Source organism: Moorena producens PAL-8-15-08-1 (assembly GCF_001767235.1).
GTDB classification, from domain to species: Bacteria; Cyanobacteriota; Cyanobacteriia; order Cyanobacteriales; family Coleofasciculaceae; genus Moorena; species Moorena producens_A.
In genome coordinates, this window is record NZ_CP017599.1 from 3,227,108 (window position 1) to 3,242,021 (window position 14,914).

The following is a 14,914-nucleotide window of genomic DNA, read 5'->3' on the forward strand; positions in this document are numbered from 1 at the left end:
ACAAAACTCTCTAAAGTCCCCCAAAGTTGGGGGATTTAGGGGGCTTTCCCAAAACCAGACGATTGGCAAGGCAGATATCTGGGTAGGATTCCGCCCCCCTAGCCCCCCAATTTTGGGGGGAACAAAACTCTCTAAAGTCCCCCAAGGTTGGGGGATTTAGGGGGCTTTCCCAAAACCAGACGATTGGCAAGGCAGATATCTGGGTAGGATTCCGCCCCCCTAGCCCCCCAATTTTGGGGGGAACAAAACTCTCTAAAGTCCCCCAAAGTTGGGGGATTTAGGGGGCTTTCCCAAAACCAGACGATCTAAATTTATACTTCAATGTCTTGATTGAGCGCCTTTCCAGTTTATCGGTGTTAGTTGGAGGGTGGTATTCCCCCTCTTTTTAACGTGACGGTATCACCGAATTCTTCAAGTGGCGACTTATATGAAAGCTGTGGAATCCCTTGACAAGTGTTGATTCCGAGCACCCTGAGTTTAATTTGGTAAAACATACCTAAACAGATTTCCTGAATCTATAGGTTTCCTGAGTCTATAGTTAATTGTGCTGTAATCAAAATCTAAAGAATACAGCAGCAATTTTCAATGTAGCTAAACAATTAGTTTGATTAGCTCGATGCACTAGAAGTTAGTATAAACCAACTCACCTCAAGAGAATATTAACAATTGTTAAAAGTTCTCCCAATTAGTGGCAGATCAGCTGAGTTGGAGATCAGCCGTTCTGGTAGTAGGGAGCAGGGAGCAGGGAGTAGGGAGTAGCAGGCAATAGGCAATAGGCAATAGGCAATAGGCAATAGGCAATAGGCAATAGGCAATAGGCAATAGGGAAAAAATCCTGTGTACCTGATTACTATTGGGACTTTAGTGAAAATCAAGCCCAAATGTAGCCTAAGACCTTCTGAACTATATAGATAACTATAGAGATATAGTGCTTCTTCTCCCTCTGAGCAGTTCTCACCAGAGGGAGCTTCCGATGAGATGCACCCCATGTAACCTTACCCTAGGGTTAACCACCCAAAAACTTGCTCAACTGTTAGTTCTAACTCTACTCCATTGAGAATCGGTAACGTAGAGGTTGCTGAAAGGATTTCCAATCGTTGAGTCTGATCAATTACGATAATACTTTCTTCTTCCGGATCAATTAACCATCCTAGTTCGGTTCCATGACGCAAACAGTGGATGAGTTTGCTCAGGACTTTGGTTTGTCTTTGGTCTGGGGAAAGAATTTCGATTGCCCAATCTGGATGTATTTCAAAGCGGTTGGCAATTTTGCCAGTTGCTTCAATGGGGATGTTTGCCCAACGAAATACTGTGATGTCGGGAATAATTGATTCACCCCCAAAGGTACAGCGCAGTTCCGGGAAAGCCTTGGCAATTTTGTTGGGATTAGCGACTTGATTGATAGCTTGACACAATTCAATCTGAAGCAGACTATGTTGGCCTTGTGGCATGGGCTTAACAATGATTTCCCCATTGATAAATTCTGATCGGGGTTTGGTTTCTGGGAGTTTGAGGAACTCCTCTAAGGTTAGGGGTGGAGTGGCTGTGGTCATATATAGCGGTTTTTAATTAGGTGAGGTGCATTTTTTAGAGAGCAGGGAGCAGGCAAGAGGCAAGAGGCAAGAGGGAAAAAATTCTGTGTACCTGATAGCTATGAAAAACGCTGTAATAATGGTAAATAGCGAAAATAATGACACCCAACACTTTTCAAAAGAATTGCTTGTTAATTATAGCAAGAGGTTTAATCTGTACTTTTGTTATTTGTTGGATTTCGTGGTATTAACCCAACCTACAAGATGGTGATGAACGCTCGTTCGCCGCTACAGGATTGACCGTAGGTCACGCTACGCGAAAGCACTAAAACTAAACTAATATTTTTTCAATCTCCTTAAGTACCTCAGCTAAAAAAGGAGCATTAGATTGAACAATATTATCCTCACTTCCATCATGTTTATGATGAGGAAAAGTAGCAAGATTTAATTTTCGATGGTGTTCGGTATTATCATAGCGGAAAATTAGATTATTATCGTAATTCATATATTGATAACTATACATTTTTCTATCGATTGAAATTTCTACATAGACAAATTCTCGGAAATGGAGCAAGGAATTATCTTGGAAATTTATCTTGCCTCTGATAAACCCTTCATACATTCCTCTTTTTTCCCGTTCAATAGTTAACCCTTTGACTATTAGCGATGATGACAATACAATATCAATCTGATCAAAATAGTCTTCAATCAACAAAATAAATATCCTCTATAGATTCTTTGGTTTTTTGTAAATGTGCCAACATTTTAGATTCTCCGATCCATTCATCAAAATCAAAACTATGGACTAATTCATCGTTATTAAAGCGAGTAATAAATTCCGCTGTTGATAATTTATATTTAGTTTCAAATTCCTGAAGGCGTTGTTCTGTCCTTTGAATTCCTGCTTTAACACTCTGTAATCTTTCTGACAAGGCACTTTGAATAATTTGTTTTAGTGAATCTGGATCTTTTGATCTAATTTTGAGTTCAGCCATCATTTTTTTTAGTTTTTTTTATTGACGTTAATTAAGGTTTATAAGGGAACAGGGAATAACGAATCGCACCCCTATTTCCTACTCCCTACTCCCTATTGAGTTGATTAATCGCATCAGCATAAGCGATCGCTGCTGTTTCCCACTTGGGCAAATTACTACTGATTTCAGCTAATTGTTTTTCTTTTAAACCACCCATGACCTTCTCGGCTGCCTCCCTAGGCTGATCAGGATCAACAGTGATGATGGCAGATCCCCCTGCTTCCAAACCGGCTTGATTCCCTTGAGAGACGACGACGAAACGACCAAATGATGCGGCTTCGGCAATCGGTAGTCCAAATCCCTCCCGGTCAGACAGAAACACTACCGCTGTTGCCTCTCGATACCATTGAGCCAGAATGCGATCGCTTATGTGGCCATGATACTGAACCCAAGGCAAGCTCTCAATTGACTTGAGGAACGCTTCACCGCTAGCTTGGGTGGAAGTATTCATCCCTCCCACTAAATGTAATTCCCAAGGTTCACCACTAAGCTCTCTGAGTTGAGTGGTTAATGCCACAGCTTCCGGTAAACGCTTAGCTGCTGGGTCGATCCGACCTACGGATAACAAGAATGGTCCAGTGGGAGCAGGAATTGAGACGGTCGGTAACTTAGCTAGGGCTGAGTCTACTCCATTGGGAATAGTTTTCAGCTTTTGTCGAAGCCTTGGGTTAGGGCGAAAGTGTAGCAGGTCATTCTCCGTAGCTTTGCTGACCACGATAATCTGCTGGGCAAAACGAATCGAGGCATCCAGGTAAATTAGCGATCGCAAAGCCGTTTTTATGCGATCGCCATACTTATTAGCCGCTTTCCATTCATTGACATCATGAAGCACTGCAATAGTAGGTGGATGCCACGGCAGAACAATCGGGTTAGATAGCCACACTAGAGCCTCTACTCCTGCTTGAGCACAATACCCATTAAAGCGAGTAGCCACCCAACCATATCGCTTCGCTGGGGAGTAATCCAGCGGTGGTAGGATATTAACACTATCTGCCAACTCCTGTAGGGTAGGAGTATTCTCAAACGCATTCGGAGAAGCCAAGATTTTCACCTTAGTGCCTCGGCTGATCAGTTCCTCAACTAGAGGTGGTAGTAATCGATTGAGATACTGCCCAATTCCTAAGCGAGGACCAAGATAATGAGCAATTAAAGCAACAGACATAGTTTATAGCACCGGAAACAGGGAACAGGGAGTCGGGAATCGGGAGTCGGGAATCGGGAATCGGGAATCGGGAATCGGGAATCGGGAGTGCGTAGGGTGCGTAGGGTGCGTTAGGGGCGGGCTTGCCGTCATTTTCAACACCGAGCGCCAGTGTTAGGTTGCTGCCCGTAACGCACCACCCAAGGGCTAGCCCTAATTTTCCGCTCTACCGCCAGTGTTAGGATAGCCCGTCCGAAAATTGTAACGGGCAAGATGCCCATTCCACCCACCAGGTCAATCAGCAAAAGCGATGCAGCGCGGTCTTGGGGAGGCAGCGCGGTCTTGGGAAGGCAGCGCGGTCTTGGGGGTTCCCCCCATGAGCGACTGCCGTGGTCTCCCCCATGAGCGACTGCCGTGGTTTCCCCCACTCGCGCTTTGCATCAAGACAATGAGATGCACCCAGTCGGGACTCGGGAGTCGCGAACAAAAATGTTCACAATTAATTCATTTAGTTACCCTATAGATGTTAGCAGAATTCCCAACCTAGATATAATACCACTGAATAAAGCCATAAACGCACAGGCATTTATAAAACTTTTAACTTCCAAATAACAACTCCTAACTCCTAACTCCTAACTCCCAACTTTCAAATTCCTACTCCCTACTTTCAACTTTCAACTTTCAACTTTCAAATTCCTACTCCCTACTTTCAACTCCCTACTTTCAACTTTCAACTTTAAAATCCCTACTCCCTACTCCCTACTTCCAACAATGAACAAAATAATTGCCTGGTATCGATGGGCGATGCAAACAGGGCAGCTACCATTTGCCATAATTTTAACCCTCACCATCTACCAACCCTTTGAAGACTTTGTTCTCAACTGGCTACCCTTACCCTCACCGTTAATCGCATTAATACGTTTTGTTCCCGAAATTATCCTTTATATCCTAATGGTAAGGGTAATTTACCTGCGGCTATCCTCTGGTAAAGGTATACGAAAAACTCCCCTTGATATCCTAATTATTGCCTTTTTCATTGGTAGCATGATTTCCATTGTGGTTAATCATGCTGGAATTGCAGGGAGCATTAAAAACTTACGTACTAATTTTCGGTATATCTCAGTTTACTATACTGTTGTTAATATTGACATTTCTATCGAACAGCTTTCCCTATTATTAAAAAGTATTAGACTAGCCAGTTTAATCCAGGCAGGTATAGCCTCAATCCAATACTTCTTACCCGCCAGCATCAGTCAGAAACTATTCACCAGGCAAGTCATCCACTCTGGCACAATGGCTGCCAAAAATGCCAGCATTGGCACCTTTGGCGACAGTGCCATCCTCTCAGGATTCCTGATGTTAGCAATTTCAGTATTTATTAGCCATGTCTACACCAACTCTAGTCATCTTATTCCTACCTTTAAAGACTCCGCTAGTATTTTAGTGCTATATTTCGCCAACTTTGCTTCCAAAAAGCGAGCTGGACTGATGATATCGCTACTAATTCCTATTCTAGTCTTAGTTCATCTGAATAGAAAAAGAGATACTGCCCTCATCCTCTGGTTTTCTACAGCAATTTTGATAACTGTAGTATTAATTTCTCCATTACTCAATCTTCAAACATCAGCCGCTTCAGTCTCTGAAGACGGTGAAATACCTGATCTTACTTCCTATTTCTTCTCGATTTTTTCTCCAGATTACTGGCAACACAACTTAGAAGCTCAGCGGGGTTGGGCAGCCAAGACTATTGTTAATGGTTTAATGAATTCAGGAGGCTGGTTTGGCTTTGGTCCAGAGCCTGGAGCCTTACAACGAGGAATAGAAAATTCCGTGATTCTCTCCCCAGATGAACAACGGCATTTATCCTGGCATGTGGAACTCCTAGAAGATGCCTACTGGTTTGCCTTCTTGGGATATTTTGGAATTGTTGGTTTGGGAATTTTTTGGCTAATCTTGCTACGGCTTTACCAAACCTCTCAATCTCTGATTAAATCCTCTTCATCCCTGGAATACAAATCCCTTGGGGTGATGCTTTGTACTATAATTATTGTTTCTTTCTTTTACACCTTTGTGGAACGGACATTTAAATTGCGACCCTTTAGTTTTTATTTTTGGTTACTGGCGGGATTGGTAGTTAATTCCTGGTCTGCTCAACAAGAGAATAGGGAGTAGGGAATAGGGAGTAGGCAAAAGGCAAAAAGCAAGAGGCAAGAGGCAAGAGGCAAGAGGCAAAAGGCAAAAGGCAAGAGGCAAGAGGCAAGAGGCAAGAGGCAAGAGGCAAGAGGCAAGAGGCAAGAGGCAAGAGGCAAGAGGCAAAAGGCAAAAGGCAAGAGGGAATAGGGAACAGGGAATAGGGAATAGGGAACAGTATAAAAGAAAGACAAGCATTTTTTTGTGTTATTAGAAATCCGCCTTGGGGTTTCATTATCTATTTAGAAAAAATAATTTTTGAGCCCCTCACCCAGGAATTTTAGGGCTGAGAATGAAACAGCCCTGCACCTTAAAAGGGACGGCAAAGGCGAACAACCAAACAACCCTGACGTTACCCTCCCAAATTAGTTTTTTAATGTTTTTAACATTTTTGCACTATTTCAGTGTTTTGTGTTATATTAAAAATAAGGAGATAGGAGATAGGAAGAAGCCAGCGCAAACTCTGGAAGGCGAACGCTGGCTTCTGGCTCCTCCATTAGACAAGGAGATAATCCCATGGTAAAAGCAATTCACCCTGATGGTGAGGGTCACCCCTACCAACAAACTGTGGCACAGGCTTCTAGGCTGTGTTCCACACTGACTATGGACTGGGGTATAGTCATAGACCCCTTCTATCCCTATACCCAACATGGCTGTCAGTGGCGGATTTGCCACTTCATTTGGTTAGCGCTAGACTTTTGGACTCAACCAGCCATAAGCTTACTGGCCTGGCAAGAAGACTTAGAAACTCTAGCAATAGAGGACGCCTGATGAAAAAGCCCCGTCCTCTAACCGAAAAAGACCGAGCCTTAATCCAGCGTTACAGTAACTGCCAAATTGGGATGACACCACAACAGTTTTATGGCAAATGGTTAGTCACCTACGAGGTCATAGCCTGTATTTGCTCTCGTAGCGATGCCACAGTACAGCGCTGGTTTGCCAGAGGTCACAACTATCGCTCTCCCATGCCCATCGATTTGTATCATCTGGCGATCATGGACTTCCTTCTAGAGAATTTTGAGGAAATGCCTGAAAAACTCCAGAATTTCCTGTGTTCCCCAGATTAACAAGATGGGGAGTGTGGGGCGGGGGCGCGGGGAGATGGGGAGATGGGGAGATAGGGAGTGTGGGGAGATAGGAGTGTGGGGAGATGGGGAGATGGGGAGATAGGGAGATAGGGAGATAGGGAGTCAGATCAGTTTTCCCGATTCCCGATTCCCGATTCCCGATTCCCGATTCCCAATTCTAAATTCTAAATTCTAAATTCTAAATTCTAACTTCCCGATTCCCGACCCAAATGTAAAAAACCTACCCCTGTGAGGGGGTTAGGGGGGATTCCTTTTGCCTTAAAAGGTAGAGCCATGTCGCTCAAACGTTGCTGAGAATTGCTAAGCTGTTGTGCATTTAAACTGTATATTAGTCAAATCAACTAAAAAAGATATATCCCAGTCCTCTTTTGCCTGTTGCCTGTTGCCTGTTGCCTGTTGCCTGTTGCCTCTTGCCTTACTAAAACCAATTTTAAATGCGTTTTAGCTTATATCATACTGTTACTTGTTACCAATTCCCCCATCACCCTATCACCCTATTACCCCATCAGCCCATCATGATTGATCATCAACCGAGAGTGGAACAGATATTTGTAGTGGGAAACTCCCGTAGTGGTACTACTCTGATGGGTCTAATCTTGGGATTAAATTCAGAGGTTTTCACCTTTGAGGAACTCCATTTTTTTGGGCAGTTATGGTCTGAGGAGCATCGGGACTCTTACCTAACTCAGGCAGAAGCAGAACAGCTAGCCGCTCGCCTCCTATCAATTCAGCATAGTGATGTTTTGCGTCCAGGGGATCCCAGTGACTTTAGTGAAGAAGCCAAAGCAATTATTGCCCAGTTTCCGGAGCAAAGGCTAACCTCTGGGGATGTCTTTAAGGTATTTCTGGGATACAAAGCTGCCAAAAACGGTAAGAAGATTCCTTGTGAACAAACTCCGCGCAATGTCTTATACATAGCTGAAATCCTCGAACTTTATCCCGAAAGCAGGATTATTAATATGGTTCGTGACCCCCGAGACGTACTGCTGTCACAAAAATATAAGTGGCGAATCAAATTCCTGGGTGCCAAGAATATTCCCTATCGAGAAGCCTTCCGGTCTTGGTGCAATTATCATCCCTTTACCATCTCAAAACTTTGGAATGCCTCGATTAACGCTGCTGAAAAATTTGCCAATCATCCGCGATGTCGTACGGTGAGATTTGAAGATTTGGTAACAAATCCAGAGCAGACCGTGGCAGAAATTTGCCAGTTTCTAGGTCTGGAGTTCCAATCACAAATGTTGGATGTTCCTCAAAATGAGGGCGGTGTCTCATCCCATAAGCAAATCACACCAAAACGTCGGGGGATTGACCCCAATACCACGGGAAAATGGCGGCGTGGGGGACTCTCTGTGACAGAGATTCATATTTGCCAGCAAGTAACCTATACTAACATGCTCAACCATGGTTACTCCTATGCTTCGATGCAGCCCAACCCCTTGATGTTAGCATTCAGTTGGGCATTTTTACCGGTAAAATTGACCCTAGCCTTGTTAATGAATCTTCACCGAACCCGAAACATTGTAGAAGCGATTCGCAGACGCTTGTAGATGGTAGGTCTGCTATTAAGGTCTTGGGTTTTAGGGAGCAGGGAGCAGGGAGCAGGGAGCAGGGAGCAGGGAGCAGGGAGTGTCAAACAGCTTTTAGGAGATGCACCCAACCGGATTTGGTCATGGTGATACTTATAGGAGATGTTTAATACCTTTAATAAAGACTTGAAAACTGTGGGATGTATTGTCAGTTAAAGATAAATGGGGTGCAATTTTTTTAGAATGGGTTCCTGGATAGTATTCCTTAACTAAACCTTTAAGCTCTTGTTTGGCAGAGTTAAGCTGATCGGGGTTACGGTATTTCTGTTTACTTTGTTTTTTACTGAGCTTATTAGGTTTCATGTTATAGGCTTTTTCGACTGCGGCTAAGTCTCCTAAGAACCAGGATTCTAATTCATGGCAGACGATCCGAATCATCACATTATTGTCTTTTCCGGCAGTTTGACAAATTTCTAATAGTTCGGATTTGAGTGTTTGGCAATCATGGGAGTCTTGGTCATGGACGATAATGAATCTAGTGTCAGGACTATAATATTGAAAGGTTTTAATTTTATTGGGAATAGATTTCCATAAGTCCTGTTTGCCTTGGTGGGTAATACAACTATAGGTGATTTCATTGGGGATAATTTTCGGTAGGAGTTGATCTAAAACGTTTTCCATGGAGCGTTCTTCTAGCAGAAAAATCAGGTCATAACTCATTAGGGGGCAACTCCTTGAAACCAGCCTTGACTCCAGAGATAACCGGGTAAGTCTCCAGCTTGGACTAAATTGACAAGGGTTGGATCATCTTTAGCCCTTGAGCATTTGGTGATCCCATGTTCTTTGGTCAGCCAAAAGATGCTCTCCAGGGGAACGGCATTTAAAAAGTCAGGGGAGTGGGTAGAGACAAAGACCTGGCCACCACGATGGGCATAACTGGCAAATTCTTCGGCGAGTTCATGTAAAAGGCTGGGGTAAAGTTGGTTTTCGGGTTCTTCGACACAGAGCAGGGGGTGAGGCTTAGGATCGAAGAGCAATATTAAATAGGCAAACATTTTCATGGTGCCATCGGAAACATAGCGATCGATAAAGGGGTCTTTAAAGGCTTGATCTTGAAATTTTAGGATTAGTCTGCCGTCTTCAGTATTTTTGGCTTCTACTTTGGAAATGCCGGGGACTCGCTCTTGCATTCGCTGGAGAATTTCCTCGAATATTTCGGGATGTTCTTGATAGATGTATTGGGCTACTACTGCCATATTGTTCCCTGTGGGGGAGAGGTGTTCGGCATAGAGTGCGTCTTTGCTGCCTCTAGCTTCACTGATATGAAAGTCGGAAACATGCCAGTTTTCGATCAGGGAACGAAAGGCACTGGCGGCTTTGAAGCGTTGGAATTGTCCTAAGCCTTTTATGGCTAAAATGTCGCTGGATTCAAGTTGTTGTTCTTCCCGTTGCAGTTTTGTGTCAGGTTGGTCAAAGTTTTCTTCGTTAGTGATAGCGTATCCTTTTCCTTTTTTAAATTTTAGGAAATGATAAGGTTTACCGTATTTACCACGTTTATAACGCATAATTTCTCGTTTTATGAACGGTCGTCTCTTCTCCTGTCCAATGATCAAAATATAGGTAACCAGGCGCTCAGTATCTAGAATTTTCATACGGAACTGAAGTTCTATTTCGATATCTTCTTGCTCTTTACCTCGGGTGATAACTTCATTGAAACCGCCACGGACTTGGAGAGCTTGACGAATATTATTTGTGAGGGCATCGTGGATAAAACCAAATATGTCAAATAGGGTTGATTTTCCAGTACCGTTTGCACCAACTACAACAAAAAAGGCGGGAATATTTTTTATTTCCAGGTTTTCAAATACACGATAGTTTTTAATTTTTATGGTAAGGATTTTCATAGTCTATGATTTACCTAAACAAACATTTAAGGAGCATCCATCCCGGGAGCATGTCAAATTTGTAATTAGGTACATAGATCCCCCCTAACCCCCCTTAAAAAAGGGGGGAATTAGATTGAAAAGTCCCCCTTATTAAGGGGGATAATGGGGGATCTGAATCAGGGATTAACAAAACTGACATGCACCCATCCATCCCCAACTAATCACAAAACCCCCTCGATCGTGGCATCAATTTCTACCAAATTGCGATCCACTTGCTTCAACTCCGCCGCCACCACCCCTAGATTAATCTCCGCTGACTGTTCCCAAGTCTGCCATACAGCCATTACAGCCCAATCAGGTTATCAAGGCTAGGTCTTTTTCGTGAGCACTAACCTACCCTTGGATATGTCTATCACGACTTACGCAAAGCCCCCTAAATCCCCCAATTATGGGGGACTTTGACATCATTACCCCCCAAAATTGGGGGGCAGGGGGGCAAAACGAACTAACTTCGTAAGTCCTATCTATGGTGCTTCAGAATCGTCTATCCTGTAATCGGAGGGGATCAATTTACCTAATTACAAGGGTAACATGCTCCCTAGTAAGACGCCTAAGTCTGTTAAAATATAACTAATTATCAGCTGAATTAATCAGGGAAAAAGATTATGAATATCCTGATTTCTGCTTATGGCTGTTCCCCAGTAAGAGGGTCTGAATATGGTATAGGTTGGAATGTCGTAAAACAAATAGCTAAGGATCATAGCCATAAGTGTTGGGTGCTCACTAACACAACTGATCAATCTCAGATTGAACAGGAATTGGCTAATTCACCTTTAGACAATGTTACTTTTATCTTTGTAGCAATGTCTGAAGGGTCTCGTAATTCAGGATTGTCCCATTATTTGTACTATATCGCCTGGCAGATTAGAGCATTTTTTGTGGCCAAAAAACTCCAGGGGGAAATTGGCTTTGATTTGGTTCACCATGTTACCTATCAAAATTCCTGGTTGCCAACATGGATAGGCTGGCTAGATGTACCATTCATTTGGAATGGTGGCGCTAAAGATAAAATTCCTTCGGTACTCTTGAAGACATTATCCCTGCAATCGGCCATGATGGAACGGATTCGGATGGTGTCGATGAATGCCCTAGGTCGCTTTACCCAGTGGTCTGTCGCTTCTCGCGCTCAATTAATTCTATCTCGGGAAGCGAGCCAATGGTCAGACAATTTACCAGTTAAGGCTTTTCCTCCCTTTGGTCTTAATCAAAAGGATATTGAGAGATTAGGTCAACTGCACCAGCGCCAAGACGAACCCTTTCGAGTGGTCAGTATCGGGAGATTTTTGGGTTGGAAAGGGTTTGCATTGGGCATCCGTGCCTTTGCCCAGTTCCATCGTGAACACCCCACTAGTGAATACTGGCTGATTGGTGATGGTCCTGAAAAGGAGAGGCTAGAGAAATTAGCTAAAGACCTTGGATGCGGTGATGCTGTACGTTTTTGGGGAAAGCTTTCTCGTGATCAGGTGCTACAACGGATGGCAGAGGTGGACGTGTTAATGCATCCGAGCTTCCATGATCATTGGCCGACGGTGGTGTTGGAAGCAATGGCGTCTGGTAGACCTGTGGTTTGTCTCGATATTGGCGGACCGTCGTTGATGGTTCAAGAAGACTGGGGAATTAAAGTGCCTGTGGATAACCTATCCCAAGTGATCAATGATTTAGATCAAGCACTGTTGCAGTTAGCAATTAATGGAGAAAAACGCATATCTATGGGACTAAAAGGACGAGTGATAGTCTCAGAGAATTGGTCATGGGAAATAATCGGTGAACAAATGTTGAATCTATATCAGGAAGTTATTAATTCTTAAGCTATCAGCTATCAGCTATCAGCTGTCAGCTATCAGCTATCAGCTATCAGCTATCAGCTATCAGCTATCAGCTATCAGCTCTCAGCTCTCAGCTCTCAGCTTATGCACTATAGATGGTGCTACTTGAGGTGCTTTTGAATAAAGCTGTTCGCGCAGCTTGGCCAATGGCTGATGGCTGACAGCTGACCGCTGAATGCTTAGATTAATGCTTAGGTTTAAATTAACAATTACCTGACAATTACCTGATCTATACCAATCCTAAATGAATTGTGAGAATTTTTTTTCCCTTTTCCCTACTCCCTGTTCCCTGTTCCCTGTTCCCTGTTCCCTGTTCCCTGTTCCCTTTGGTATATACAAGCCTTAATTTTTTCAGCTAGTAGCTCTACATGGGGGTCTTTGAGAAAACTCCCTGGTTGGTCATCTAAGTGCTTACCAGAGATTTCCTGGATTTCCAGGTTTCCAGTAACTAACGCTATCCAGCCTTTTTGGAGTTCTGGAGATTGGGCAATCCGCTCACTGGTCAAGAACATTGTGACTGGGTTTGGATAGTAGCGTTTGGCCACATAATTTTTTGACGCGAAGGTGTTAGCTTCTTGGACTTTGATGATTTGGAGAGATTGCGGTAAGGAAATCCCAAGAAACTGATATAATTTAGAAACAACCTTTAGGAATTGCTGCTTGAGTACGTCTTGAAAACCTCTATGAATCAATCGCTCAAACAGTCCCTTTAATCGGTCACTATAGCTACGTTGATAGGGAGGTTGGTTTTCATTTGTGGAGAAGTTAACAGGGCTAGGTTCCAGCAGAGCTAGCACAGCGACTGTCTCACCGTCTAAGCGGAGCAGCTGAGCAATCTCCAGAGCAATCTTACCTCCAAAGCAGTATCCTGACAGAAAATAGGGACCCTTGGGCTGAATAGTACGTATTTCCTTGAGGTAGCAGCGAGCCATATCTTCAACTGTGCTCAGGGGAGTCTGTTTGCCATCGAGACCCAATGATTGGAGTCCATAAAACGGTTGCTCTGAACCCAAATAACGTGCCAAATCTCGAAAGCTAAGAATGTTACCACCGGCTCCATGAATACAAAATAGAGGCGGTTTGGAACCATTGGGCTGAATCGGTACTACTGAGGACCAAGGTGCTGCTCCTTGGTCTTGGCGCAGCTGGTTTGCTAATTGGGCTACAGTTGGAGCCATCAGCAGAGAAGCTAAGGGCAGTTTTTTATGGAAAACCTTCTCAATCTCAGCAAAGAGGCGCACGGCTAGGAGAGAGTCTCCTCCTAGGTCATAGAAGTTATCTGTAACACTGATAGATTTGATTCCTAAGACGTTTTGCCAAATCTTGGTCAGTTGACCTTCTAAGTCATCTCGGGGAGCAACAAAGGTTTTGGATGACTCTGGCTGAGGTTGGTCAGGGGCTAGCAGAGTACTGTTGTCTTTTTGGGCATCATCTTCTTGGCCCTTGTGCCTTGGGATGTCTTGCTGGTCAGGTGTCTGACTATGGCATCCATTCTTGATGCAGTCGCTCATGGGGGAAACCCCCAAGACCGCGCTGCATCGCTCCCAATTTACTTGTACCCCTGCTTCCCTGAGCTGTTCTACGGTAGTGAGCAAGAAGGTTAGATCGGATTGCTCCTGTCGTGGATGACGTACCGACGTTAGCACCAGCTGCTCAACCGCTTTCTGAGAGTGTCGTTTAGTTAATGTGCTCAAGGTTCGCCCAGGCCCTACTTCTAGCAGGATGGTCTCTGGTTGTTTCAACAACTGTTGCACACCTTGAGAAAATCGCACAGTTTGCCGCAGATGCTGTGCCCAATAGCTGGGATTGACTGCTTGCTCCGCTGTAATCCAAGTGCCAGTAACATTCGATAAGTAGGGAATTTGTGGAGGCTTGAGACTAACCTGTTTTACCTGGTTGGTCAAGGAGTCCAAGATCGGTTCCATCATCTTGGAATGAAAGCCATGGGAGGTATGTAGCCTGCGGTACTCTAGCCCTTGTTGATCTAATTGATTTTGTAATAATGCGATCGCATCAGTAGGACCAGAAATCACCGATTGGGATGGCCCGTTAATCACTGCTAAGGATAGTTCCTGACCCAGCAGGGATTGCACCTCCTCTTCCGGTAAAGGAACAGCAAGCATCGAGCCAGCAGGCAGTTGTTGCATCATCTGCCCTCGAAGGGCAACCAGAGATAATGCATCCTCTAAGGAGAAGACCCCAGCTACACAGGCTGCCACATATTCACCAATACTGTGACCGATCATCGCTTGGGGACGGACTCCCCACGACATCCATAACTGAGCTAGGGCGTACTCGATCACAAACAGGGCTGGCTGGGTAATACTAGTCTGTTTCAGTTGCTCTGTGGCCTGATTAGTCTGTTCCTGCTTTGGGTAGAGTACATGGCGCAGGTCAATGCCCAGATGAGGTTTGAGGAGTTCTGAGCATCGATCAATCAGTACACGAAATGTTGATATTTCATGGGTTAGTTCCAGCCCCATATTGACATATTGTGCTCCCTGTCCTGGAAACATAAATGCCACCGGCTGAAGCTTGGGCTGTTGGCCATTTATGAATAGTTGTTTGGGTAATTGTTTTGGTAGTTGTTTGGGTTGGCGAGTACTCGGTTCTAACACATCCCTGATT

Annotated in this window: 19 protein-coding genes; 5 read left to right on the forward strand and 14 right to left on the reverse strand. The window is 44.1% G+C overall.

Translation table 11 applies throughout. The features are described 5' to 3' along the window. Positions 1-659: 659 nt before the first annotated feature. From BJP34_RS39485 to BJP34_RS45990, 8 genes are all read right to left on the reverse strand, one after another. A complete protein-coding gene (locus BJP34_RS39485; RefSeq protein WP_149030930.1) occupies positions 660-989 on the reverse strand; it encodes a hypothetical protein in 330 nt (109 codons plus the stop codon). A 6-nt stretch (positions 990-995) separates the two neighbouring features. Beyond that, positions 996-1,553 (reverse strand): Uma2 family endonuclease, encoded by a 558-nt coding sequence (locus tag BJP34_RS12180; protein WP_070392573.1) that lies wholly within the window; start codon positions 1,551-1,553, stop codon positions 996-998. A 12-nt stretch (positions 1,554-1,565) separates the two neighbouring features. Continuing rightward, positions 1,566-1,697 carry a hypothetical protein gene (locus BJP34_RS48720; RefSeq protein ID WP_267876544.1) on the reverse strand — a complete coding sequence of 44 codons (132 nt, stop codon included), beginning with the start codon at positions 1,695-1,697 and terminating at the stop codon, positions 1,566-1,568. A 166-nt stretch (positions 1,698-1,863) separates the two neighbouring features. Beyond that, complete coding sequence (locus BJP34_RS47320; RefSeq protein WP_070392575.1) at positions 1,864-2,247, reverse strand: toxin-antitoxin system TumE family protein; 384 nt, start codon at positions 2,245-2,247, stop codon at positions 1,864-1,866. After that, entirely contained in the window at positions 2,237-2,530 is a 294-nt protein-coding gene (locus BJP34_RS12195) for a hypothetical protein (protein WP_229424329.1), read from the reverse strand. Before BJP34_RS12195 ends, BJP34_RS47320 begins: the two co-directional genes overlap by 11 nt. Positions 2,531-2,612: 82 nt before the next feature. Next, positions 2,613-3,728, reverse strand: coding sequence for a glycosyltransferase (locus BJP34_RS12200; RefSeq protein ID WP_070392577.1), 1,116 nt, complete (start codon positions 3,726-3,728; stop codon positions 2,613-2,615). 3 nt (positions 3,729-3,731) lie between these two features. Beyond that, positions 3,732-3,860 (reverse strand): hypothetical protein, encoded by a 129-nt coding sequence (locus BJP34_RS48725; protein WP_267876545.1) that lies wholly within the window; start codon positions 3,858-3,860, stop codon positions 3,732-3,734. A 2-nt stretch (positions 3,861-3,862) separates the two neighbouring features. Beyond that, positions 3,863-4,135 carry a hypothetical protein gene (locus tag BJP34_RS45990; RefSeq protein WP_193431320.1) on the reverse strand — a complete coding sequence of 91 codons (273 nt, stop codon included), beginning with the start codon at positions 4,133-4,135 and terminating at the stop codon, positions 3,863-3,865. 343 nt (positions 4,136-4,478) lie between these two features. On the opposite strand from BJP34_RS45990, the gene BJP34_RS12205 reads away from it, so the two are divergent. Then, a complete protein-coding gene (locus tag BJP34_RS12205; RefSeq protein WP_149030931.1) occupies positions 4,479-5,879 on the forward strand; it encodes a hypothetical protein in 1,401 nt (466 codons plus the stop codon). On the opposite strand, the gene BJP34_RS36620 is transcribed toward BJP34_RS12205, so the two are convergent. After that, positions 5,842-6,132: a hypothetical protein gene (locus tag BJP34_RS36620; RefSeq protein WP_149030932.1), complete on the reverse strand. Its 291-nt coding sequence runs from the start codon at positions 6,130-6,132 to the stop codon at positions 5,842-5,844. The genes BJP34_RS12205 and BJP34_RS36620 overlap by 38 nt on opposite strands. 281 nt (positions 6,133-6,413) lie before the next feature. On the opposite strand from BJP34_RS36620, the gene BJP34_RS12215 reads away from it, so the two are divergent. The 3 genes from BJP34_RS12215 (at position 6,414) to BJP34_RS12225 (ending at position 8,535) form a co-directional block, all read left to right on the forward strand. After that, complete coding sequence (locus tag BJP34_RS12215) at positions 6,414-6,668, forward strand: hypothetical protein (protein ID WP_070392580.1); 255 nt, start codon at positions 6,414-6,416, stop codon at positions 6,666-6,668. Further along, positions 6,668-6,964 carry a hypothetical protein gene (locus tag BJP34_RS12220; protein WP_070392581.1) on the forward strand — a complete coding sequence of 99 codons (297 nt, stop codon included), beginning with the start codon at positions 6,668-6,670 and terminating at the stop codon, positions 6,962-6,964. The genes BJP34_RS12215 and BJP34_RS12220 overlap by 1 nt, the downstream gene beginning before the upstream one ends. Positions 6,965-7,419: 455 nt before the next feature. Continuing rightward, positions 7,420-8,535, forward strand: a complete 1,116-nt coding sequence (locus tag BJP34_RS12225; RefSeq protein WP_070392582.1) for a sulfotransferase family protein — start codon at positions 7,420-7,422, stop codon at positions 8,533-8,535. On the opposite strand, the gene BJP34_RS43025 is transcribed toward BJP34_RS12225, so the two are convergent. The 4 genes from BJP34_RS43025 to BJP34_RS48730 all read right to left on the reverse strand — a co-directional run bounded on the left by BJP34_RS43025 (position 8,490) and on the right by BJP34_RS48730 (position 10,744). Continuing rightward, entirely contained in the window at positions 8,490-8,645 is a 156-nt protein-coding gene (locus tag BJP34_RS43025; RefSeq protein WP_158517151.1) for a hypothetical protein, read from the reverse strand. The two genes, BJP34_RS12225 and BJP34_RS43025, sit on opposite strands and share 46 nt — an antisense overlap. Before the next feature lie 22 nt (positions 8,646-8,667). Continuing rightward, positions 8,668-9,234, reverse strand: a complete 567-nt coding sequence (locus BJP34_RS12230; protein ID WP_070392583.1) for a DUF4276 family protein — start codon at positions 9,232-9,234, stop codon at positions 8,668-8,670. Then, the gene (locus BJP34_RS12235; protein WP_070392584.1) at positions 9,234-10,418 is read right to left on the reverse strand and encodes an AAA family ATPase; all 1,185 of its coding nucleotides are present in this window, start codon (positions 10,416-10,418) and stop codon (positions 9,234-9,236) included. The genes BJP34_RS12230 and BJP34_RS12235 overlap by 1 nt, the downstream gene beginning before the upstream one ends. 203 nt (positions 10,419-10,621) lie before the next feature. After that, positions 10,622-10,744: a hypothetical protein gene (locus BJP34_RS48730; protein ID WP_267876546.1), complete on the reverse strand. Its 123-nt coding sequence runs from the start codon at positions 10,742-10,744 to the stop codon at positions 10,622-10,624. Between the two features lie 321 nt (positions 10,745-11,065). On the opposite strand from BJP34_RS48730, the gene BJP34_RS12240 reads away from it, so the two are divergent. Further along, positions 11,066-12,268 (forward strand): glycosyltransferase family 4 protein, encoded by a 1,203-nt coding sequence (locus BJP34_RS12240; RefSeq protein WP_070392585.1) that lies wholly within the window; start codon positions 11,066-11,068, stop codon positions 12,266-12,268. Positions 12,269-12,561: 293 nt separating this feature from the next. Here BJP34_RS12240 and BJP34_RS12245 read toward each other — a convergent pair whose 3' ends face one another. Continuing rightward, the gene (locus tag BJP34_RS12245; protein WP_070392586.1) at positions 12,562-14,904 is read right to left on the reverse strand and encodes an alpha/beta fold hydrolase; all 2,343 of its coding nucleotides are present in this window, start codon (positions 14,902-14,904) and stop codon (positions 12,562-12,564) included. Positions 14,905-14,914 lie beyond the last annotated feature (10 nt).